This is a genomic window from Mycobacterium sp. (assembly GCF_035314665.1).
Classification (GTDB): Bacteria; Actinomycetota; Actinomycetes; order Mycobacteriales; family Mycobacteriaceae; genus Mycobacterium.
In genome coordinates, this window is record NZ_DATFZD010000416.1 from 1 (window position 1) to 22,524 (window position 22,524).

The 22,524-nt window shown below is 64.8% G+C and carries 20 protein-coding genes and 1 pseudogene; 13 read left to right on the plus strand and 8 right to left on the minus strand.

The window, feature by feature from the left end:
• A partial coding sequence (locus tag VKI00_RS29975) for an ATP-dependent helicase (protein WP_324444710.1) occupies window positions 1-1,100 on the minus strand: 1,100 nt, incomplete at its 3' end.
• Between the two features lie 251 nt (window positions 1,101-1,351).
• On the opposite strand from VKI00_RS29975, the gene VKI00_RS29980 reads away from it, so the two are divergent.
• Together VKI00_RS29980 and pgi are read left to right on the plus strand one after the other, a co-directional pair.
• Entirely contained in the window at window positions 1,352-1,666 is a 315-nt protein-coding gene (locus VKI00_RS29980) for a chorismate mutase (RefSeq protein WP_324444711.1), read from the plus strand.
• Window positions 1,667-1,736: 70 nt separating this feature from the next.
• The gene (gene pgi / locus VKI00_RS29985; protein ID WP_324444712.1) at window positions 1,737-3,410 is read left to right on the plus strand and encodes a glucose-6-phosphate isomerase; all 1,674 of its coding nucleotides are present in this window, start codon (window positions 1,737-1,739) and stop codon (window positions 3,408-3,410) included.
• Between the two features lie 77 nt (window positions 3,411-3,487).
• On the opposite strand, the gene VKI00_RS29990 is transcribed toward pgi, so the two are convergent.
• The 3 genes and pseudogenes from VKI00_RS29990 to VKI00_RS30000 all read right to left on the minus strand — a co-directional run bounded on the left by VKI00_RS29990 (window position 3,488) and on the right by VKI00_RS30000 (window position 4,775).
• A complete protein-coding gene (locus VKI00_RS29990) occupies window positions 3,488-3,955 on the minus strand; it encodes a zinc finger domain-containing protein (protein WP_324444734.1) in 468 nt (155 codons plus the stop codon).
• A gap of 153 nt (window positions 3,956-4,108) precedes the next feature.
• Window positions 4,109-4,351 (minus strand): annotated as a pseudogene (locus tag VKI00_RS29995) (DNA-formamidopyrimidine glycosylase family protein); the annotation flags it as partial.
• 16 nt (window positions 4,352-4,367) lie between these two features.
• Entirely contained in the window at window positions 4,368-4,775 is a 408-nt protein-coding gene (locus tag VKI00_RS30000; protein ID WP_324444713.1) for a phage holin family protein, read from the minus strand.
• A gap of 169 nt (window positions 4,776-4,944) precedes the next feature.
• Between VKI00_RS30000 and VKI00_RS30010 the strand changes: the two genes are divergently transcribed.
• The 3 genes from VKI00_RS30010 (at window position 4,945) to VKI00_RS30020 (ending at window position 7,894) form a co-directional block, all read left to right on the plus strand.
• A complete protein-coding gene (locus VKI00_RS30010; RefSeq protein WP_324444714.1) occupies window positions 4,945-5,847 on the plus strand; it encodes a diiron oxygenase in 903 nt (300 codons plus the stop codon).
• Between the two features lie 182 nt (window positions 5,848-6,029).
• Entirely contained in the window at window positions 6,030-7,019 is a 990-nt protein-coding gene (locus tag VKI00_RS30015; protein WP_414687336.1) for a DUF4873 domain-containing protein, read from the plus strand.
• A gap of 119 nt (window positions 7,020-7,138) precedes the next feature.
• The gene (locus VKI00_RS30020) at window positions 7,139-7,894 is read left to right on the plus strand and encodes a sulfate transporter (RefSeq protein WP_324444716.1); all 756 of its coding nucleotides are present in this window, start codon (window positions 7,139-7,141) and stop codon (window positions 7,892-7,894) included.
• Here the strand turns inward: VKI00_RS30020 and VKI00_RS30025 are convergent.
• Window positions 7,885-8,304 (minus strand): GAF and ANTAR domain-containing protein, encoded by a 420-nt coding sequence (locus tag VKI00_RS30025; RefSeq protein WP_414687335.1) that lies wholly within the window; start codon window positions 8,302-8,304, stop codon window positions 7,885-7,887. The two genes, VKI00_RS30020 and VKI00_RS30025, sit on opposite strands and share 10 nt — an antisense overlap.
• A gap of 178 nt (window positions 8,305-8,482) precedes the next feature.
• On the opposite strand from VKI00_RS30025, the gene VKI00_RS30030 reads away from it, so the two are divergent.
• Window positions 8,483-9,349, plus strand: a complete 867-nt coding sequence (locus VKI00_RS30030) for an LLM class flavin-dependent oxidoreductase (protein ID WP_324444719.1) — start codon at window positions 8,483-8,485, stop codon at window positions 9,347-9,349.
• 3 nt (window positions 9,350-9,352) lie between these two features.
• On the opposite strand, the gene VKI00_RS30035 is transcribed toward VKI00_RS30030, so the two are convergent.
• The gene (locus VKI00_RS30035) at window positions 9,353-10,150 is read right to left on the minus strand and encodes an enoyl-CoA hydratase/isomerase family protein (protein ID WP_324444735.1); all 798 of its coding nucleotides are present in this window, start codon (window positions 10,148-10,150) and stop codon (window positions 9,353-9,355) included.
• Between the two features lie 58 nt (window positions 10,151-10,208).
• On the opposite strand from VKI00_RS30035, the gene VKI00_RS30040 reads away from it, so the two are divergent.
• On the plus strand, window positions 10,209-11,126 hold the full coding sequence (locus VKI00_RS30040; protein WP_324444721.1) for an SAM-dependent methyltransferase: 918 nt from the start codon (window positions 10,209-10,211) through the stop codon (window positions 11,124-11,126).
• 10 nt (window positions 11,127-11,136) lie between these two features.
• Here VKI00_RS30040 and VKI00_RS30045 read toward each other — a convergent pair whose 3' ends face one another.
• On the minus strand, window positions 11,137-13,071 hold the full coding sequence (locus VKI00_RS30045; protein WP_324444723.1) for a fumarylacetoacetate hydrolase family protein: 1,935 nt from the start codon (window positions 13,069-13,071) through the stop codon (window positions 11,137-11,139).
• Window positions 13,068-15,332, minus strand: a complete 2,265-nt coding sequence (locus VKI00_RS30050) for an ATP-dependent DNA ligase (protein ID WP_324444724.1) — start codon at window positions 15,330-15,332, stop codon at window positions 13,068-13,070. The genes VKI00_RS30045 and VKI00_RS30050 overlap by 4 nt, the downstream gene beginning before the upstream one ends.
• Before the next feature lie 127 nt (window positions 15,333-15,459).
• Here VKI00_RS30050 and VKI00_RS30055 point away from each other — a divergent pair, with 127 nt between their 5' ends.
• From VKI00_RS30055 to VKI00_RS30080, 6 genes are all read left to right on the plus strand, one after another.
• Complete coding sequence (locus tag VKI00_RS30055) at window positions 15,460-16,977, plus strand: mannitol dehydrogenase family protein (protein WP_324444725.1); 1,518 nt, start codon at window positions 15,460-15,462, stop codon at window positions 16,975-16,977.
• Window positions 16,977-17,765: an HAD family phosphatase gene (locus VKI00_RS30060; RefSeq protein ID WP_324444727.1), complete on the plus strand. Its 789-nt coding sequence runs from the start codon at window positions 16,977-16,979 to the stop codon at window positions 17,763-17,765. Before VKI00_RS30055 ends, VKI00_RS30060 begins: the two co-directional genes overlap by 1 nt.
• Window positions 17,766-17,834: 69 nt before the next feature.
• On the plus strand, window positions 17,835-19,232 hold the full coding sequence (locus VKI00_RS30065; RefSeq protein WP_414687337.1) for a mannitol dehydrogenase family protein: 1,398 nt from the start codon (window positions 17,835-17,837) through the stop codon (window positions 19,230-19,232).
• Window positions 19,229-20,158, plus strand: coding sequence for a carbohydrate kinase (locus VKI00_RS30070; RefSeq protein ID WP_324444729.1), 930 nt, complete (start codon window positions 19,229-19,231; stop codon window positions 20,156-20,158). Before VKI00_RS30065 ends, VKI00_RS30070 begins: the two co-directional genes overlap by 4 nt.
• A gap of 54 nt (window positions 20,159-20,212) precedes the next feature.
• A complete protein-coding gene (locus VKI00_RS30075; protein WP_324444731.1) occupies window positions 20,213-21,418 on the plus strand; it encodes an adenylate/guanylate cyclase domain-containing protein in 1,206 nt (401 codons plus the stop codon).
• Between the two features lie 37 nt (window positions 21,419-21,455).
• The gene (locus VKI00_RS30080) at window positions 21,456-22,373 is read left to right on the plus strand and encodes a Ku protein (RefSeq protein WP_324444733.1); all 918 of its coding nucleotides are present in this window, start codon (window positions 21,456-21,458) and stop codon (window positions 22,371-22,373) included.
• Window positions 22,374-22,524: the final 151 nt, after the last annotated feature.

Consider the following 22,524-nt stretch of genomic DNA (forward strand, 5'->3'; position numbering starts at 1 on the left):
AGCGCGTCGACTTCCTCGGCGACGAATCGTGCCTCGTCGTGCTCATTGTCGGCGACGTAGCCGACGATCAGCTCGCCCTCGCCGGCGTCGGTCCACAGCCGCTTTTCTCGGCGTCCCGAGTTGCGCGAGATCACCGAATTGGCCGCCGACAGAATGTTCTGCGTGGAGCGGTAATTCTGTTCAAGCAGAATCGTCGTGGCGTTGGGGTAGTCGCGTTCGAAGTCTTCGATATTGCGAATCGTGGCGCCGCGGAACGCATAGATCGACTGGTCGGCGTCGCCGACGACGCATAGCTCGGCTGGCGGCACGCCATCCGGCTCGTCGCCGGCATCGCGGCCGACCAGCTCACGCACCAGCACGTATTGCGCATGGTTGGTGTCCTGATACTCGTCGACCAGGATGTGCCGGAACCGCCGACGATAATGCTGGGCGATCTGCGGGAAAGCTTGCAGCACCGCGACCGTCTCGCCGATCAGATCGTCGAAGTCGAGCGCGTTGGCCGCCCGCAGCCGGTGCTGGTATTCGGAGTAGACGGCGGCCACCGTGCGCGCCAGGTCATCGGCCTGATCGCAGAGGTCGGGGTCGGACAGGTTGGCCACCGCCTGCTGCGGGTCGATCAGCTCGTTCTTCAGGTTGGAGATGCCGTTGGCCAACAGCCGTGGCGAATACCGCTTGACGTCTAGGCCCATGTCCTTGGCGATCATCTGCAGCAGGCGCCGCGAATCGTCGGCGTCGTAGATCGAGAAGTTGGAGTTGAGGCCCGCGATCAGCGACGCCTGGTTGCGCAAAATCCGCACGCAGGTCGAGTGAAACGTCGACACCCACATCGAGCGTGCTCGCGGACCGACCAGGGCCACCACGCGTTCCCGCATCTCCGCGGCGGCCTTGTTGGTGAAGGTGATGGCCAGAACCTGACCGGGGCTGACGTTGCGCGCGGCCAAAAGGTATGCGATGCGCCGGGTCAGCACGGCCGTCTTGCCGGAGCCCGCGCCGGCGACGATGAGCAGCGGCGAGCCCTCGTGCAGCACCGCCTGACGCTGCTGCGGGTTGAGGCCGTCAAGAAGTTGATCTGCCTCGGACTCGGTTACGTGCACGGTCAATCTGCGCCGCTCCTCCTCATCGCTTCGCTCTGCATCATCGTCGGCGGCTATATCCCGTCCAAACTTACCGCTGTTCTGCGACACCTTTGCGCTACCAGGCCTTCAAATGGCACACTCAATTCGTGCTCAACATGCAGCGTCGATTTTTCTACGGGTACCGGCCAGCGGTGCCCGTGGTCTAGCTGCTTCCCAGAGCCCCGCGGTCCGCTTCCGGATCCGGGGCTCGTCTCTTGTGTGAGGCCCGATACCGGATGAGACCACGACCCCCACACCCTCCACACAATGAGATTCCGGAGTCTGAAATGTCTATCGAAGCCGAACAACTCACCGATATCGACGACCTGCGCCAGGAGATTGACCGGCTCGATGCCGCGATCCTGGCCGCGGTGAAGCGCCGTACCGAGGTGTCCAGAGCGATCGGCAAAGCCCGGATGGCCTCCGGCGGCACCCGACTGGTGCACAGCCGGGAAATGAAGGTCATCGAGCGCTACAGCGAGCTTGGGCCGGACGGCAAGGACCTGGCCATGCTGCTGCTACGACTGGGCCGCGGCCGACTCGGTCACTGAGCCCGGCCGGTTAGCAGCCCGTTCACCTCGCCGTAAACCCGGGCCTGGTCAACTTGACTAGGGTCGAACCATGACTGCGGTTAAACGGAGCCCCGGCATCCCCGATATCACTGCGACGCCGGCCTGGGACGCGCTGCGCAAGCATCACGAGCAGATCGGAGCGACTCACCTACGCCAGTTCTTCGCCGACGATCCCGCACGCGGCAGCGAGTTCACCGTCACCGTCGGAGACCTCTACATCGACTACAGCAAACATCGCATCACCCGCGAGACCCTGAAGCTGCTGCTCGACTTGGCCCGCGCAGCGCACCTCGAGCAGCGTCGCGACGAGATGTTCGCCGGCGTGCACATCAACGTCTCGGAGAATCGCGCGGTGCTGCACACCGCGCTGCGGCTGCCACGCGACGCGAAGCTGATCGTCGACGGACAGAACGTGGTCGAGGACGTGCACGCGGTGCTGGACGCGATGGGCGACTTCACCGACCGGCTGCGCAGCGGAGAGTGGATCGGCGCCACCGGAAAACGAATCAGCACGGTCGTCAACATCGGGATCGGAGGTTCGGACCTCGGGCCGGTGATGGCCTACCAGGCGCTGCGTCACTACGCCGACGCCGGCATCTCGGCGCGGTTCATCTCCAACGTCGACCCTGCCGACCTGATCGCCAAGTTGGCTGATTTAGACCCGGCCACAACACTTTTCATCGTCGCCTCCAAGACGTTCACGACGCTCGAGACGCTGACCAACGCCACCGCCGCCCGGCGCTGGCTGACCGACGCGCTCGGTGACGAGGCGGTGGCAAAGCACTTCGTCGCCGTCTCGACCAACAAGAAGCTGGTCGACGAGTTCGGCATCGACACCCACAACATGTTCGGATTCTGGGACTGGGTCGGCGGACGCTATTCGGTCGACTCGGCGATCGGGCTCTCGGTGATGGCAGCGATCGGCCGGGAGGCCTTCGCGGACTTCCTGTCCGGGTTCCATCTTGTCGACGAGCATTTCCGGACCGCGCCGCTGGAGTCCAACGCGCCGGCGCTGCTCGGGCTGATCGGGTTATGGTACTCGAATTTCTTTGGCGCACAGTCACGTGCGGTGCTGCCGTACTCCAACGACCTGGCCCGGTTCGCGGCGTATCTGCAGCAGCTGACAATGGAATCCAACGGCAAGTCAACCCGCGCCGACGGCACACCGGTCGTCACCGATACCGGTGAGATCTACTGGGGCGAACCGGGAACCAACGGCCAGCACGCTTTTTACCAGTTGCTGCACCAAGGCACGCGGCTGGTGCCGGCTGACTTCATCGGCTTCAGCCAGCCCACCGACGACCTGCCCACCATGGACGGCACCGGCAGCATGCACGACCTGCTGATGAGCAACTTCTTCGCGCAGACCCAGGTGCTGGCATTCGGCAAGACGGCCGAGGAGATCGCCGCCGAAGGCACGCCCGCAGATGTGGTGCCGCACAAGGTAATGCCCGGCAACCGACCGACCACATCCATCCTGGCCACCAGGCTCACCCCGTCGGTGCTGGGCCAGTTGATCGCCCTGTACGAACATCAGGTCTTCACCGAAGGCGTGATCTGGGGCATCGACTCGTTCGACCAGTGGGGCGTCGAGCTGGGCAAGACGCAGGCCAAGGCGCTGCTGCCGGTCATCACCGAAGACGCCTCGCCTGACAAGCAATCGGACAGCTCGACCGACGCGTTGGTGCGCCACTACCGCGTCGAGCGGGGGCGCGCGGGCTAGAGCTGCGGGGCCATCAGCATAGCGGCGATCGCCAGCGCGGCGAAGCCGCGTGCAGCGGGTCGCCGCCATCGGTCAAGCTACTTGAGCAGACGCGACATTCGCCGGTCGGCCAGCACCTTGCCGCCAGTCTGACAGGTCGGGCAGTACTGAAACGACTTGTCGGCGAACGACACTTCCCGCACGGTGTCGCCGCATACCGGGCACGGCAGACCGGTGCGCGCATGCACCCGCAATCCGGATCGCTTCTCGCCCTTCAGCGTGGCGGCCTGTTGACCGACCGAGCGGGTCACGGCGTCAGTCAGCACCGACACCATCGCGTCGTGCAGGGCGGCCAACTGTCCGTCGGCGATTTTCCCGGCCGTGGCGAACGGCGAAATCTTGGCGACGTGCAAGATCTCGTCACTGTAGGCGTTGCCGATCCCGGCGATCACCTTCTGGTCGGTGATGACGGACTTGATCCGGCCGGTGTTTCCGGCCAGCGCCTCGGCCAAGTCGTCGACGGACAATTGCAGTGCGTCAGGCCCGAGCGCGGCGATGCCGGGCACCTGCTTCGGGTCGTCGACGAGCCACACCGCCAGCCGTTTCTGGGTGCCCGCCTCGGTGAGGTCGAAGCCGGGCGCCTGGCCGGGAGTGCCGAGATGAACGCGCAGCGCAATCGGGCCTTTGCCGGGTCGCAGCGGCGCCGCGGCCAGCTTGTCCGACCACCGCAACCACCCGGCCCGGGACAGATGGGTGATCAAGATCAGCTCGCCCGCCCGCAAACCGAGGTATTTGCCCCACCGGTCGGCGCCGGTGACGGTCAGACCGTGCAGCGCGTTGATCGGCGGATCGAAGGTTTTGAGCACCGAGAACGCCACGACGTCGACGCGCCCGACGGTCCTGCCGACGGCGTGGCGGCGCAGGTGATCGGCCAGCGCTTCGACTTCGGGCAGTTCGGGCATGCATCCAGTGTGCCGGTCAGCGCCGGGCTGTGCGCCTCACGTCGCGAACAACCAGCGACAGCACCCAGCTGACGATCGACAGGACGATCGCCGCCCAGATCGCATTCCACCAGAAGTGGACGATCTCCAGGTAGCCCCAATGGGGGGTGAGGTGAGCGGTGATCCGCGCGGTGATCCACAGCATCAGCGCATTGACGACGATGTGGAACAGGCCCAACGTCAGGATGTACAGCGGGATCGACAGGATCTGCACGATCGGCTTGATGAACGCATTGACCAGACCGAAGATCACCGCGACGACGAAAATGATGCCGACCCGCTGCAACGTGCTGTCGCCGCCGACAAAGCTGACCCCATGGACGACGAGGGTGACCACCCAGAGGGCGAATCCCGTCAACACCGCGCGGACGAAAAATGACCTCACGGGAGTGAAACTACTCCGCGGATCGCAACAAATAGGTGTCCATGATCCCACCGTGACCTGCACGGGCGTCGGCCCGCAGCGCGGCGATCCGCTCCCAGGGCTAGTCGAAACCATCGGTACCCGGTACCATCGGTTCCGACATCTTCAGCGATGAGGAGGAGCGCCGCCAATGACAAGCGCGGTTAAGCCGGTTGGCCCCAGTCGTCAAGAATTCTCCGAACGCCTGCTCAAGGGGTCGGTCAAGAAGTCGTATTTGCCGGTCGTCGACATCGACTGGGACGCGCCGCTGGACCCGGACAAGTTCTACCTGCCACCGCGAACAGTGTCGCTGTACGGCACGCCGATGTGGGACCAGATGACCCGCGCCCAGCGCATCGAGCTGTCCCGCCAGGAGCTGGTGAACACCCTGTCGGCGGGTATCTGGTTCGAGAACATCCTGAATCAGGCGCTGCTGCGCAAACTCATGCACACCGACCCCACCAGCCGGTCATCGCACTACGCGCTGACCGAACTCGGCGACGAAACCCGCCACATGGTGATGTTCGGCAAGGCCATCGAGCGGGTCGGCGCCAAGCCGGTGCGTCCGCGGCTCTACCACCGGATCATCATCAACACCCTGCCGTTCTTTTTCCGCGGCTCGGTGCTGTGGGTGGCCGCGCTGATCGGCGAGGAGATCTTCGACTCGCTGCAGCGCCAGATGATGGATGACCCTGAACTGCAGCCAATCATCCAGCGGCTCATGCGAATTCACGTCACCGAAGAAGCCCGCCACATCCAGTTCGCGCGCGACGGTCTGCGCAAGCGCACACCGCAGATGCGGCGGCCGGAGCGGTGGTTCGTCGGCAACGTCAACGGCCTGGGCGGATTCTTCTTCCGCTACCTGTTCAGCAACCCCGTCCCCTATCGGCGCGCGGGCCTGGATGGCCAGCAGGCGCGCAGGGCCGCGCGCACCAGCCCGCATCGCCACGAAGTCCAGGTGGCGGGCTTCGCTCCGTTGGCCGAGTTCCTCACGGAGGTGGGCTTGTTGGGCCCGATCGCGCGCCGCGGCTGGACGCGGACCAAGTTCCTGTGATCGACCACGGCCACGGCGTCGTCATCGTCGGGCCCGGATCCGTCGGCACTGAGTTGCTGGCCGCCGGCGTCGACGACTTCGTGATCTTCGACCGCGAGTTGATCAGCTCGGTGTTCGACGACGGCACCGACAGCTGGACGCTGACCGCCAACGACGGCGAAGCCTGCCGCGGCCGGGTAGTCGTGTCCTGCACGTCGCCTTTGGTGCGATGGATTCCAGATCTCTTCGGTCGCAGGGAATTTCGCGGCGTCTCATTCCATGCGACGGCACTCCCCGCGGACTTCGACCCGGCCGGCCTGCGCATCGCGGTAGTAGGCGCCGACGCCACCGCCGGGCCGTTGATCGGCCGGCTGACCAGGTCAGGAGCCTCGGTCACGGTGTTCCCGCTTCCGCCCCGCCGGATCGTGCCGCAAGCACGACGCACCAGGCGCTATCTACGCCGGCAGGCCGATGTGGTGGTGCCGCCCATTGTCGAGGTGACAGCGGCAGGCATCCGCACCGCCGACGGTGTCCACCACGACGCCGACGCCGTCATTTACGGCACCGGGTTCGCGGTCCGCGCCGGGCTGCCGCGGGACGCTCTGGTCGGCGCCAGCGGCTTGACCATCCAGCAGGCCTGGACCGACGGGATGGAGCCCTACCTCGGCGTCGCGTTGCACGGCTTCCCCAACTACTTCGTCGTCGGGGGGCCGAACTTCGAGGCGTCGATGCGCCACATCGTCGAATGCCTGCAGCTCATGAACGGGCACACTCGCATCGAGGTGCGCCGCAGCAGTCAACAGGTGTTCAACGAGCGGGTGCACCTAGGTAACTCGTCGGGTCGCCTGGTGCCGTCGGCGTTCGACTTGGTGTCGTCCGGCGGCGTGCACGATGACATCTATGACGGCCCAGCAACCGTGACGGTGGCCGACATCTGTGCGGAATCGCGTGTCCGGATAGCCGGACATATCGACCCAATAGATGGCCAGTATCACTGGCAGGGAACACTTTTCGGCCAATATCCGGCAGATGTCCTGGCGCGCGTCCGGACAGTGACTCTGATGGTGGGCGACCGCAGCGTCTCAGCGCGCATCACCGAAGAAACTCAGCAGGGCACGTACTCCATCGCCGGGGTGGGGGCGCCGCCATTCGTGCTGGCAGACGTCGAAGTCGGCGCGGCGCCACAGGTTTGAGCCGCAACTGCGTTTTGGCGTCTGCCAGCATGGGTAAGCGACCCTCGTGCCAGGGGGGATGCTAGTTCAAATCAATCTGCTCGCTTTGGGCAGGGTCACCGCCAACTGGGCCGAAGGCGATGGCTAGGACTACTGGCCATCTGGCGGTTACCGCTTTCCCGGTGGGAACCGCTTCCCTGCTCACCGCTGAAGGCGTCTTGGACGGCAGCAAGTATCTGCAACTACGAAACCGCATCATCGAGGCTGCGTTAGGCGGGCCGCGCGCCGTCCTTGTCGACATCAACGCTCTCCGTGTCCCGGCGTCGTCCTCGTGGAAGGTGTTCAGCAGCGCGCGTTGGCACGTCAGCACCTGGCCCGACGTTCCGATCATTCTGATCTGCGCACATCCCGAACGCCGGAAGGCCATCGCATGGAGTGGTGTGACGCGCTACGTGCCGGTGCACGCCACTGTCGAAGCGGCGTTGGGGAGTCTCACCGCTGGTCGAGGAACCCGGTGGCGGATCCGCACGGAACTGCCATCCTCACTTGCCAGCCTTCGCAAGGGTCGCGAACTTGTGGCCGAATGGCTGGCGGCCTGGTCCCACGTCGACCTGATCCCGGTAGCGACGGTGGTTGTCAATGTGTTCATCGAGAACGTGCTGCAACACACCGCATGTGCGCCAGTGCTGGTGCTGGAATCCAACGGTACGGCCGTAACCATTTCGGTACAGGACGGCAGCTCGATAGCCGCGGCACGCCACGAGGATCCTCGTCGTGGTGGCGACCAGGTGTGCGGTCTGGCGATCGTCGCGTCGATTTGCCGCGCCTGGGGCAGCACACCGTTGCCGTCCGGAAAGGCAGTGTGGGCAGTTCTCGGCCCGGAAAATCAGCTTTGATCCCCAAGTGCATTATCCGCCGATCGGTCGGGGTGTTCGGCCTCGACGAGCTGGCGGGCCACGAGCGCAAGCGGCGTATTTGAGCTCTGTGAGAGCCGTTTCAGCAGTTCGAACGCCTGCACGGCATCGATATTGAATCGCCCCATCATCATGCCTTTGGCTTGGCCGATGATGTCGCGGGACGCCAGGGCACTGCGGAACTGCTCGTCGCGCCGCAACGTATTCCACGCTAATGCGGTGTGCGTGGCCAGGATCAGCCCCAACTCCGCCACTTCGTCGTCGAACACATTCGGTTGTTCGGTATAGAAGCTCATCGATCCCACGCTGTGGTGGTCTGCAAACAACGGGAACGACATCACCGACCGAATCGGAGTCGCTTCGACGGCCTCTCCCAATTGCGATGCTGCCAATTCTTCGGCCGTCTGGCAAACCCGGCAACAGTTGGGATCGGTCTGAAGGCTCCGCTCGACGGGTAGTTTTTGTACCGTCGAACCACGGGCTGCGAGGTCATGCCTGGTCGTTAGCCGCTTGTTAATGCGGCTCTAGTATTTAGTTCAGTATTTGTAGTATTCGAGGACAGGAGACGGCGTGCGGTTCAGCTATGCGGAGGCGATGACCGACTTCAGGTACTACATCCCGCTGGCAAAGGCCGCCGAGGCGGCCGGGTACGCCAGCATGACGATTCCCGACAGCGTCGCCTACCCGTTCGAGTCGGACTCGAAATACCCGTACACGCCCGACGGCAACCGCGAATTCCTGGACGGCAAGGCGTTCATCGAGACGTTCGTGCTGACTGCCGCCCTGGGCGCGGTGACGACGACGCTGAGGTTCAACTTCTTCGTCCTCAAGCTTCCGATCCGCCCGCCGGCGCTGGTGGCCAAGCAGGCCGGATCGCTGGTCGCGCTGATCGGCAACCGGGTCGGTCTGGGCGTCGGCACCAGCCCCTGGCCCGAGGACTACGAGTTGATGGGTGTCCCGTTTGCCAAGCGCGGCAAGCGAATCGACGAGTGCATCGAGATCATCCGCGGGCTGACCACCGGCGACTACTTCGAGTTCCACGGCGAGTTCTACGACATCCCCAAGACCAAGATGACTCCCGCTCCGACAGAACCGATTCCGATCCTGATCGGCGGCCACGCCGATGCCGCATTGCGGCGCGCGGCACGCGCCGACGGTTGGATGCATGGCGGCGGCGACCCGGAAGAACTCGATCGGCTGATCGGGCGGGTCAAGCAGCTTCGCGCGGAGGAAAGCAGGAGCGGCCCGTTCGAGATCCACGTGATCTCGGTCGACGGCTTCACCCTCGACGGCGTCAAGCGCCTCGAGGACAAAGGCGTCACCGACGTCATCGTCGGTTTCCGGATCCCCTACATCATGGGTACCGACACCGAGCCGCTCGACGCCAAAATCCGCAATCTGGAGATGTTCGCCGAGAACGTGATCGCCAAAGCCTAACGGCTACAGCGGATCCCACACCGGAGACCGCTTCTCCATCAGGGCCTTGGCGGCTTCCAGAGGATTGTTGGTGAATCCGCTCAGGATCTGGGTGCGGTTCTCAATCTCCTTGGCGTGCCGCAGACTTGGCGCGTCCAGCGCGGTGTTGAGACCGATCTTGGTCTGCCATACCCCGTAGGCGTTGTTCTCCACAATAGAGCGGGCCATCTTCAGCGCGGCCGTCATCAGCTCGTCGGGCGCCACCACCTCGTGCACCAGCCTGATCCGGTACGCCTCGTCGGCGTCGATGATGCGGCCGGTCAGCATCAGCTCCCGCGCCACCCCGGCTCCGACGATCTTCGGCAGCAGGTAGCTGGTGCCCATGTCCATCGACGAGAACCCCGCCTTGATGAAAACCGAGCCGAACCGGGCCTGCTGCGACGCGATCCGGATATCGCAATGCAACGCGAACGCCAGCCCACCGCCGACCGCGGCACCGTTGACCGCGGCGATCACCGGTATCGGCAGCTCGTACAGCCGGGTGTACAGATCGGCCAGCCGGACCTGGGCGTCGTAGCTGACCTTGAACGCCGGGGTTTGTGGCGCGGTCTTGGTCCAAGCCTCCCCGGTGCCGCTCAGGTCGGCGCCGGCGCAGAACCCGCGCCCCGCCCCGGTCAGGATCGCCGCCCTGAACTCCCCGGTCTCGAGCACGTCCAATGCTTCGTCCATGGCGTTGATCAGCGAACCGTCGATGGCGTTCAGACGCTCGGGCCGGTTCAGGGTGACACCCGCGATTTGGTCCTCGAGCGTTGCCAATTCCACAGCAGTCATACAGCAACCGTAAGGGAGACAGTTGGAGTCGGGGCCTACGGTGGCGGATATGACAAGAACTGACCGCGACACATGGGATTTGGCCACTAGCGTCGGCGCCACGGCGACCATGGTGGCGGCCGCCCGGGCGGCGGCCAGCCGACGTCCCGATCCGGTGATCAACGACCCGTTCGCCGAGCCGCTGGTCCGCGCCGTCGGGCTGGACCTGTTCACCAAGGTGGCCAGCGGCGAGCTGGATTTCGCCGACGTCGACGACGGCGCCGGGTTTCCCCGCATGGTCGACACGTTCGCCGCCCGAGCCCGCTTTTACGACGACTACTTCGCGCAAGCCGTCGCCGCGGGAGTACGTCAGGTGGTGATCGTGGCGTCGGGCCTGGATGCCCGCCCGTATCGGCTGTCCTGGCCGGCGGGCACCACCCTCTACGAAATCGATCAGCCCGAGGTCATCGAGTTCAAGACCACGACACTCTCCGAGCTCGGCGCCGTACCCGGCGCCGAGCATCGGACGGTCGGCATCGACCTTCGCGAGGATTGGCCGACGGCGCTGCAAAGCGCGGGCTTCGATCCCGTCCAGCCGACGGCATGGCTGGCCGAGGGGGTCCTCATCGGATTTCTGCCGCCCGAGGCCGAAGTTCGTCTGCTGGACCACGTCACCGCGCTCAGCGCCGCGGGCAGCAGATTCGCCGCTGACTACGGCTCGGTGCGCGGCCAGACCGAGGAGCAGCAGCGGCAGGCCAAGCTCATGACCGACCGCTGGCGCGAACACGGCCTGGACCTGCACATCCCCGACTTGACCTACCCCGGCGAGCACACCGATGTCGCGGCGCACCTGCGGGCCGAAGGCTGGGACGCCGCAACATCGTTGCTCGACGACCTGTTCGCGACGGCGGGACTGGCGCCGCTGGCGGCCGAAGCGCAGGCGGGCGCGCCCGCCTCGATCACCTTCGTTCGGGCGACCCGGCGCTAGCCGCGTGTCCTCATGAGTGCTTGGCGAACCAGTCGGCCTGCATCGCCAGCAATCCCATCGCCGGCAATTGCGGTGTGTCAGAGTCGAGTTCACGATACCGCTGGTAAACGTTGACGACGACGCGCTCGGCGTCCAGCCAGCTGGCGTACTCGCCGAGGTCGATGGTATCGGCCGCCTCGACGAACGACAGGCCCTTGCGGTAGGCGGCTTCGGCTTGCTCGGAGACGTGAACGAGATACCCACGGACCGCGCGGATCCCGTCGGCGCCGGTGACCGGACCGTGGCCCGGGACTACCGTCGGCGCATCCATCGCGATCATCGCGTCGCAGGCCGCGACCCAATTGGCAATCGGACCGGCCCATACGATCGGCGTGCAGCCGATGAACAGCAGATCCCCGGCGAACAGCAGCCCGGCGTCCGGCACGTGCACCACCGAATCCGCGGCGGTGTGTGCGGGGCCCAGATTCACCAGGTGCACCTCGCGGCCGCCGACCTCGATGGTGAGCTGGTCGTCGAAGGTCTGATCGGCGTTGCGCACGGTGATGCCGCCGAAATCGAAGGGCCCGAACCGTTCTCGCAGATATGCGGTCGCCACCGGGCCGAGGTCGGCGGTCTGGGTCATCACCAGCATCTCGGGTCGCATTCCGTGGGCGATCTCTTCGGCGGTGCCCTTGGCGGCGATCACCCGCACCGAACGGTCCAGCAGTTGGTTGCCGTGGGTGTGGTCACCGTTGGAGTGGGTGATCAGCGCATCGGTGATCGGCGCGCGGTCGGTGATGGGCGCCATCGCGGCCAGCATTTCGCGCGTCAGCGGCAGGTCGAAGAGGGTGTCGACCAGTAGCGACGCGCCGTCGCCGGCGACCAGCCCGGCGTTGCTCCAGCCGTATCCGCCGTCCGGCAGCATCCATGCCCACGCCCGGTCGGCGACCTCGTGCAACCCACGGGTATACGGGATTTTCGCCGGCGCCGCGTTGACCCTCTTGGCGGCCGGGACCGCGTCGGGGTTGGATCGTGCCGGTAGTGGTTGCGGGGCAGGGGTTTTGCGAACTGTCTGGCGGGTCTCGCCGAGTCCATGGACTTTGAGCGTGACAACATCGCCGTCGTGTAGCCAGCCGCGGAACGATTCCGGCGCCGCGGCGTCGAGGTGCTCGACCAGTGTGCACGTCGGCACCGTTCCGGAACCGAAAACGTCGGCGGGCCGCAACGTCACCCCGCGGGATGCGTAGGCGATCACTTCGGCGAAGCTCCAGTCCATCGCAGCAGTCGAGCCGGCACCGATCACAGTGTCGTTGACCAGTGCGGTCACCTCGAGACTCAGCTTGCCGTCGCGGCGGTACGGCTCGAGCTCGTCGGGTGTGACCAGATACGGGCCCAGGGTGACTCCGCTGTCCTTGCCTTTTGCCTGCCCGATCGCCAATTGCCCTTCCAGCATTTGCAGATCCCGCGCCGACCAGTCGTTGAAGATCATGTAGCCGATGATCGCCTGCTCGGCCTCGGCCACCGAGAAGTCTTTCCCCGTCGTTCCGATGACCGCGGCGATTTCCAATTCGAAGTCTTGCCAAGCGCTTCCGGGCGCCATCGGAGCGTCGTCATACGGGCCGAGAACGGTCGACGGGCAGGCGAAGTAGAACGCCGGAATTTGGTACCAGCTGTCCTTGAGCACCCGGCCACCGCCCATCGCCGCCTGGCAGTTGCGCATGTGGTCGAGGAAGCACAAGCTGTCCCGAATCGACGGCGGCCGCGGGATGGGCGCCATCAGTGTCACTTGATCCAGACGCGCCGTCGGCGCCGATCGTAGTGCGTCCTCCCCCGCCTCCCGCAATTCGGCAGCGCCGTGCCCGATCAGTTCGAGCAGGCTTAGACCCGGCTGCAGCGCGTGGATCTCATCGCCGGAAAGCACCCCAACCCGCTCGCCGTTATTGTCTTTGAAGGTAACCCATTTCATTCCCGTACCACCTCATTCGGTTCTTTGTCGGGCCGTAGCCCACGCCAACTGGGTTGACGCAGCCGGCCGTCAGATGTCCATTCGCTGTAGCGAACTTCGCCGACCAATGTCGGCTTCACGAACGTCACACCCTTGGCGTCGCGGGCGGGAAGTACAGCGTCGAAAGGGGATTCGTCGGTGTGCAACGGCGCCAGCGTCTTCTTGAGACTGGCCAGGTCGCGTTCGGTGAACCCGGTGCCCACCCGTCCGGCGAAATGCAGTCCACCCGCGGCCGGAATGCCCATCAGCAGCGAACCGATACCGCTGGTGCGCCCACCCTCGCCGGCGCGCCAACCGCCGATGACGACTTCCTGGGTGTTCCAGTGTTTGTCCTTGATCCACGACATCGAGCGACGGCCCGGCTGGTAGGTGGAGTCGCGCTTTTTCGCGATCACCCCCTCCCACTGCTGCTTCCGCGAGTAGTCCAGCGCCTCGGCGCCGTCACCGGGCAACAGGTCGGGAACGATCAGACCGCCCGCGCCGGAAAGGGTTTCCAACATTTGACGGCGGTCGCGGTAGCGGGCCCGCAACAACGACCGCCCGTCCAGATACAGCAGGTCGAAGGCCCAGAACTCGATGCGAGTCGCCCGCGCGCGGTTCTGCATTTCGGTGAATCTCGGCACACCGGAAGCGTCCAGCGCAACGACCTCGCCGTCGAGAACGACATGGTGGTCGCCGAGATCATCAGCGAGTGAATGTAATTGGGGGTATTCCGTGGTGACGTCGCGCCCGTTGCGGGATCGCAGCCGCACCGCGCCGTGGTCGGCATCAACGAGCAGCCGGTAACCATCCCACTTGCCCTCGAACGCCCACTGCGATGCTTTCAGGTCCGCCACCGAACCTTCCGTGGATAGCATCGGGGCCAGCTCGTCGAACTGAAAAATTTTCTGGTCCTTCATCCGATGCGCCAGCCACTGGTCGCCGTTGGTCTGAATCAGCGCGTATCGCCCGGAGATCCGCCGGCCGTGCAGTGTGACGATGACTTCACCCTTCTCGCCGGAGTCCTGGAACTTCTCCGCGTCGTAGGTGCCGGAGTCCCAAATGATCACCTTGCCGCCGCCGTACTCCCCCTTCGGGATGGTGCCCTCGAAGCTGCCGTACTCCAGCGGGTGGTCTTCGGTGTGGACCGCCAGGTGATTGACCGCGGTCGTTTCGGGCAGGTTCTTCGGCACGGCCCAAGACACCAGGACGCCGTCGCGTTCGAGGCGAAAGTCGTAGTGCAGCCGGCGGGCGTGGTGCTCTTGAATGACGAACGTATTGCCTTGACCGGCAGCAGGTTCGGCGTTGGGAACCGGTTCGGGAGTTTTCGAAGCGTCGCGCATGCTGCGGTATTTGGTCAGCCGATCCGGGGTCCTGACGTCGGCATCCAGTGGCGCCAGCAGGTCTCCGTCGCGCTCGACCCTTTTCAGCACTTCGTCGTAGCGCAGCTGGCGAAGTTTCTTGTCGTCGAGTTCCTCCCAGCTACGCGGGGCGGCGACGGTCGGGTACTCGCGGCCGCGCAGCGAGTACGGCGCGATGGTGGTCTTCGATCCGTTGTTCTGGCTCCAGTCCAAGAACACCTTGCCGGCTCGCAGGCTCTTGGTCATCGTCGCGGTGACCAGGTTGGGCATCGACTTTTCCAGTTGCTGTGCAACACGTTTGGCCAATACCACCGCGCCGCGACTGCTTACCGGCTTGCCCAGCGGGCTGTAAAGGTGCAGCCCCTTGCTGCCGCTGGTGAGTGGGAATGTGGTCAGCCCTATATCGGCGATCAGGTCGCGCACCGCGCGCGCCACTTCGGCGAGCTGAGCCATCGTCACGCCCTGGCCCGGGTCGAGGTCGAACACCAGCCGAGTCGCCGGCCCCGGCTTGAGTTCCTCGCCGTTGCGGGTCCACTCAGCTTCAAACCGCCACTGCGGTACGTGCACCTCGAGTGCGGCCTGCTGAGCGATCCAGGCCAGGCCGTCGACGCTGTCGATGATCGGATAGGTGGTCGTCCCGGATCGGTGCGCCACAGTGGCGCGCGGCAGCCAGTCCGGTGCCGACGAAGCCAGTTGCTTTTCGAAGAACGACGGTTCCTCGACGCCGTTGGGCCAGCGCTTGCGGGTGGCGGCGCGGCCGGCAATGTGCGGCACCATCACCTCGGCGATGCCGGTGTAGTAAGCGAAGATGTCGGCTTTTGTGGTTCCGGTGGCGGGATAGAGCACCTTGTCGGCGTTGGTCAGCTTCACCCGCGACGCCATGTGATTTAACTTACGCTTTGCAGCACCGAAAGCGCCTTGTCACAACCGATTATTGCCTAGACGTAAATTATCGTGACGTAGGACACGAAAGCGTTAGACGGGCCATCGCATCGGGCACGCCCGGCGGATGGCCACTGTAATTCCTTGGCGCCGCAACGCCGGCGTCCCGCTAAGCAACGCGACACTGGGACTGCATTCGCAACGAATCGAAGTGCCGACCTACGACCGGTCTACCCTTCAACGGGGTGTTGTACACATCGGCGCAGGTAATTTTCACCGCGCACATCAGGCCGTCTACTTCGACGACCTCGCCTGCTCGGGCATTTCCAACGAGTGGGGGGTGACCGGCGTCAGCCTTCGCTCCCGCGATGTGAAAGATGTGCTGTCCGCTCAGGACGGGCTTTACACCGTCGTGCAACGTGGCCATAACCACCAAACGGCACGCGTCGTCGGGTCGATCGGCTGCTGTCACTATGCACCGAAGGACACCGCTGCGGTCCGTGCCGCTCTGGTCGATCCCAAAACCCGCGTCGTCAGCCTGACAATTACCGGCAATGGCTACTTCCTGGATCCGGTCACCCGCGAGTTCGACGCCGCCAACCCCGACGTGCGTGCCGATCTCGTAGCCTCGAATTCCTTTGCCACCGCGTGGGGATACCTCACCGCGGCGCTCGACCAGCGCCGCCGTGCCGGTATTGCACCCTTTACGGTGCTCTGCTGCGACAACATTCCGGACAACACGCAGGCGGCGCGCACCGCGCTGGTGTCGTTCGCTTCATTACGAGACCCCGGGCTTGCCCGCTGGATCGACGCAAACGTCGCGTTCCCGTCGACCATGGTCGACCGCATCACCCCTCAGACCTCGAAGTCGGAGCGACAGTTCGTCGAGGAGACATTTGGCATCGCCGACAAGTGGCCGGTGGTGACCGAGCCGTATTGCCAATGGATCATCGAGGACACCTTCAGCAAGGGCCGACCGCCGCTCGACGAGGTCGGCGCGCAGTTCGTGTCCGATGTCAGCGACCACAAGCAAGTCAAGACCCGCATGCTCAACGGAACCCACATCGCGATGGCGTGTTTGGGCACGCTGGCCGGCTACCGGCGCACCGACGAGGCAATGAGGGACGACGTCATCTTCGATTACATCGAGCAGCTCATGCGCGATGAGATTCAGCCACTGTTACCGGCGGTCCCTGGGATGAACACACCCGACTATCGGGACACCTTGCTCGATCGACTCAGCAATCCCCGGATGAGCGACCAGTTGTCGAGGTTGGCTCGACGGGGATCGACGAAGATATCGTCGTTTCTGCTGCCGTCCCTGCAGGAGGCGATCGCGCAGGACAGACCACACACGCTGCTGATGATGGCCCTGGCCGGGTGGGCCCGGTACGTGCGCGGCTACGACCTCAAGGGTTCCAAAATCCGCCTCGACGATCCACAGTCGACATTGCTGACTAAGTTGGCGACCATGGAAGGCAACAATCCCTATCCGTTGCTGCGGCACGAAATCTTCGCCGAGCTGCGTTTGATTCCGACGTTCACGGAGCGCCTGGCCGACATGATTACGGGCATCGATGAGCACGGCGTGATACCCACGCTGCGCCAAGCGTTGCGGGACGATGCGCGGGAGTTGGTGTCGTAATGAACCAGGGAATAAGCATTGGGCGCCCATTCGACCCATCACCGATCACCACCTTGCTCTGTGACGCCGATGACAACCTCTTCCCTTCGGAGAGACCGGCATTCGCCGCCTCGGTCGAGGTGATCAATCGGTTTCTGGCCCGGTTCGGCGTGCCGGCCCCATTCACCGCAGAGGAGCTGCGCAAGAAGGCTGTCGGGAAGAACTTTCGCAGCACCGCTGTCGACCTGGCCGTGGCGAGCGAAGTGCCCATGGACCAGGCGCGCGACGAACTCGAGGACTGGGTGCGCCAAGAACGCGAAGAGGTCACCGCTCATCTGGCCGCCACGCTTACGCCGGATCCACAGGTGCTTGAACCATTGCGAGACCTCGCATCGCGGTACGCGCTGACGGCCGTCAGCTCCAGCGCTCTCATGCGGTTGAAGGCCTGTTTCACTGCGACCGGTCTTGATCCGCTCATCCCGGTGGAGGTGCGCTTCAGTGCCGAGGATTCCCTTCCCGTGCCGACAAGCAAACCCGACCCCGCGGTGTATCTGCATGCCGGCCAGGCACTGGGCATCGACGCCGAACAAGGGCTGGCCATCGAAGACTCCGTGGCCGGCGTCACCTCCGCGGTCGCGGCCGGGTACCTGACCGTCGGCAACCTGATGTTTGTGTCGGCCGACGAACGACATTGCCGCAGTGAGGAATTGATTGATGCTGGCGCCGTCGCGATAACCGACTCGTGGCGCGCTCTCGCTGATGTCCTCATGTTATCGACCGTCACAGGTGGGGGTGCCTCGCTCAAGTAGGCGTGCGCCGCTCACGAATGACGATTCGGGCCTCGGCCCGGGAGGAGTTGTGCAATCGTGGCTAGCGCGATGAACCTGAACAATGCAGCGCTGACAAGGCTGCCCATCGCTGCGCCGACCTATGACCGCGGCAGCATCGGCGTCGGTATCGCGCATATCGGGGCCGGTCACTTTCACCGCGCGCATCAGGCCATGTACATCGACCGGTTGCTGCAGCGGGGCTTGGCGCGCGAGTGGGGCATCTGCGGGGTGGGGGTGCTGCCCGCCGACTGGCCAATGCGCGACGTCCTGCGTGACCAGGACGGGCTCTACACGCTGATCCTGGAAAACCCGGACGGCAGCCGGGACGCACAAGTGATCGGCTCGATCATCGACTATCGCTACGCCCCGGACGATCCGGCGGCAGCGCTCGAGGTGCTGGCCGCGGCGTCCACCCGGATCATTTCGATGACCATCACCGAGGGCGGTTACCGCGACCCCGACGGACCCGCGTTCTCGTTGATCACCGAGGCGCTGGCCAGGCGTCGCGACCGCGAGATCGCCGCGCCGACAATCGTGTCGTGCGACAACATCGAGAGCAACGGAGAGGTCGCGCGGCGGGCCATCCTCTCGCACGCCGAACGCCGGGATCCCGGGCTCGCCGAATGGGTGGCCGAACACACCCGTTTCCCGAGTTCGATGGTGGACCGGATCACCCCGGCCACCACACTGGAGATGGCCGCCGCGGTGCGGCGCGACTTCGGAGTCGACGACCGGTGGCCGGTGGTGGCCGAGCCGTTCACGGCGTGGGTCCTCGAAGACGACTTCTCCGATGGCAGGCCGCCGTTGGAGCAGGCGGGCGTGCTGCTGGTCGAGGATGTCGTCCCGTACGAGTCGATGAAGCTGCGACTGCTCAACGCGGGGCATCAGTCCCTTTGCTACTTCGCCCATCTGTGCGGCTTCGAGTTCGTCCACGAGGCGGCTCGCGATCCGCTGATTGCCGAATTCCTGCTTTCCTATTTCGATTTCGAGGCCATCCCGACGCTGGCGCCGGTGCCCGGGATCGACTTGTACGACTACAGCCGCACGCTGATCCAGCGGTTCGCCAACCCAGGGGTGCGCGACACCGTTGCGCGGCTGTGCGCCTACTCGTCGGATCGCATCCCGAAGTGGCTGCTCCCGGTGGTCCGCGACAATCTGGCCGGCGATGGATCGGTTCGGCTGGCCGCGGCGACGGTGGCCAGCTGGGCCCGCTACGCCGAAGGCGTCGACGAGTGGGGTAAGCCGATCGAGGTGGTGGACCAACTGACGGACTCGCTGCTGCCGATTGCCCGATCGCAGCACGAGAATCCCACCGCGTTCATCGAGATCACCGCGGTGTTCGGGGATCTGGCCCGCCAACCTCGCTTCGTCGAGGCCTACCGCTGGGCGCTGGATTCGTTGCACAGCAAGGGCGCTCGGGCGACACTGGAGGCTTTACTGCGATGAGCCGCGGCCTGGTGATCGGCGAATCGCTGATCGACATCGTCGAGCGCGACGGACAGATCACCGCTGAGCATGTCGGCGGTAGCCCTCTCAACGTCGCCGTCGGGCTGGGCCGGCTGGGCCGCGACGTCGATTTCCTGACCCGCATCGGCGACGACCCACACGGTCGGCGTATCGCCGAGTACGTCAATGCCGCAGGGGTGCAGCTTGTTTCGGGAAGTCAAGCCACCGACCGGACGGCGACGGCGCGAGCGGCCCTCGGTGCGGACGGCTCAGCCGACTATGTGTTCGATCTGGACTGGCAGCTTTCCGGTACCCCGATGGTGGCGCCGCCGCTGTTCGTGCACACCGGATCGATTGCCGCCGTGCAGGAACCGGGCTGCCTGGCTGTTGCGGCGCTGGTCGACACCTACCATGTCTCGGCGACAACCACTTTCGATCCCAACGTGCGTCCATCATTGATCGCCGACCGAGAGCTGGCGCGCCAACGCATCGAGCATCTCGTCGAGCGCAGCGACATCGTCAAAGTCAGCGAGGAGGACCTGCGCTGGATCGACCCCGATCGTCCGCCCGAGCAGGTCGCCCAAACCTGGCTGGCGCTGGGTCCCGCTGTCGTCGCCATGACGATGGCCGACCATGGTGCGGCGGCGGTCTGCGCCGCCGGTGAGGTGCGGGTGCCGGCCCGACCGGTGCAGGTGGTCGACACCGTCGGCGCCGGCGACGCGTTCATGGTCGGCCTGATCGACGCGCTGTGGGCAGGAGGCTTGTTGGGTGCGCAGCGACGGGCTGAGCTCGCCGGTATCGACCTGGACGCGCTGACGACGGCGCTCGAGGCGGCCAGCGATGTGGCGGCGCTGACCGTCGCCCGGGCAGGTGCCGACCTGCCGGACCGGGCCGCGTTGGACGCCGCCGCCGCCCGACCCGACTGAAAGCCCGTAGCGGAGGCCGTCCCCAGCTAACCTAGCGGTCAGCAAGGGGTCACTATGCGTCTTGGTTTTGCGTGGGCCGGGCGAATCGGCGCCGCGGCGACCGATTCCGACGAAACCGCTTTGCAGAAACGTCTCGCAGTTGCGCTGTGTGCGGGGACGCTACCGCTCACGGTGCTGTGGAGCGTCATCTATTTTGTGCTGGACGCCCCGCTTGCCGCTGCCGCACCCGCGTTCTATTCCGTTTTCACGCCGGTGAACACGGCTTTGTTCGCCGTATCCCGCAATCTCAAGTTCTATCGCTTCACCCAACTGCTGTTGATCCTGATCCTGCCGTGGCTGGTGACGATCGCCCTTGGCGGCTTTCGGCAATCCAGCGTGGTGATCATCTGGGCCGCATTGTGTCCGCTGGGTTCGCTGTTGCTCGAAGAGCCGAAGCGGACCGTGCTTTGGATCGTCGGATTCCTCGCGCTGCTGCTTGCCACTGCGCTCCTGCAGCCCCATCTGACGCAGGCAAACCTGCCCGAGGCGTTCGTGACGTGGTTCTTCGTGCTCAACCTTGGATCGGTGATCGCGGTCGTCTTCGGGCTGCTGCAGTACTTCGTCCGCCGCCGCAACTTCTTCCAGCAACGCTCGGAGATGCTGCTGCTGAACATCCTGCCGAAGGAGATCTCCGAGTCGCTGAAGACGGAACCGCGCGCGATCGCGGCCCACTACGAAGAGGCCACCATCCTGTTCGCCGATATCGTCGAATTCACCCCGATGGCGGCGACGATGATGCCGCTCACTCTGGTCGACCTGCTCAACGACGTGTTCGAGTGCTTCGACGATCTCGTCGACAAGTACGACCTGGAGAAGATCAAGACGATCGGCGACTGTTACATGGTCGCCGCGGGGGTGCCACGCCCGCGCGTTGATCACGCCCAGGCTCTGGTGAACTTCGCGCTCGATATGCAGGCCGAGATCGGCACGCGGACCTTTGGCGGGCGAAGACTGACCTTTCGCATCGGCATCAACTCCGGCCCGGTGGTCGCGGGCGTCATCGGCCGCCGAAAATTCATCTACGACCTCTGGGGCGAGACGGTCAATATGGCCAGCCGCATGGAGTCTCACGGCCAAAGCGGCGTCATTCACATCACGCGCAATACGTTCGACCTGGTCGGCGATGAATTCGATTGCCAGGCTCGCGGGACGATCGAGGTCAAGGGGGCAGGTCCCGTCGAAACCTGGTACGTGACCGGCAGGAAGCCGGCGCGTCGTTAGGCGCGTATCGGGATGGCCGTATGGGCATACTGACTGTATGCGTTCCATCTGGAAGGGTTCGATCTCCTTCGGGCTGGTCAACGTCCCGGTCAAGGTGTACAGCGCGACCGAGGACCACGACATCAAGTTTCATCAGGTGCACGCCAAGGACAATGGCCGCATCCGGTACAAGCGGGTGTGCGAAGTATGCGGTGAAGTCGTCGAGTTCCGCGATATCGCGCGGGCATACGAATCCGACGACGGCCAGATGGTGGTGATCACCGACGACGACATCGCGACGCTGCCCGAAGAACGCAGCCGCGAAATCGAAGTGCTGGAATTCGTCCCGGCCAACGAACTCGACCCGATGATGTACGACCGCAGTTACTTCCTTGAGCCGGATGGCAAGTCCACCAAATCCTATGTCCTGCTGGCCAAGACGCTGGCCGAGACTGAGCGGGTGGCGATCGTCCATTTCGCCTTGCGCAACAAGACCCGACTTGCGGCCTTGCGGGTCAAGGATTTCAGCAAGCGCGAAGTAATGGTCATCCACACGCTGTTGTGGCCGGACGAGATTCGCGACCCCGACTTCCCGGTGCTGGACAAGAAGGTCGACATCAAACCGGCGGAACTCAAGATGGCCGGGCAGGTGGTCGAGTCGATGGCCGACGACTTCAACCCGGACCGCTATCACGACGACTATCAGGAGCAGCTGCACGAGTTGGTGCAGGCCAAACTCGAAGGCGGAGAGGCCTTTACCACTGAAGAGCGGCCTAAGGAGCTCGACGAGACCGAAGACGTCTCCGATCTGCTCGCCAAGCTGGAGGCCAGTGTGAAGGCGCGGTCGGATGGCGGCAAGTCGCCGGCGAAGAAGGCCGCGGCGAAGGCTCCGGCCAAGAAGGCTCCGGCGAAGAAGGCTCCCGCCAAAAAGACACCGGCCAAAAAAGCACCGGCAAAGTCGGGCTCCAAGTCCTGACTGACCCTAGACGGCGGTGGTTCGTCAGGGTCGCCGACTGGTGCCGCGCGGGCATAGGCGTAGGCGCGTTGTCGGGCCAGCCTGTCGTTGCGATTGCGGTTGCGTTCCGCGGTGATCCGCTGCGATCGCTGCTGGGCCCGAGTGCGTCGAC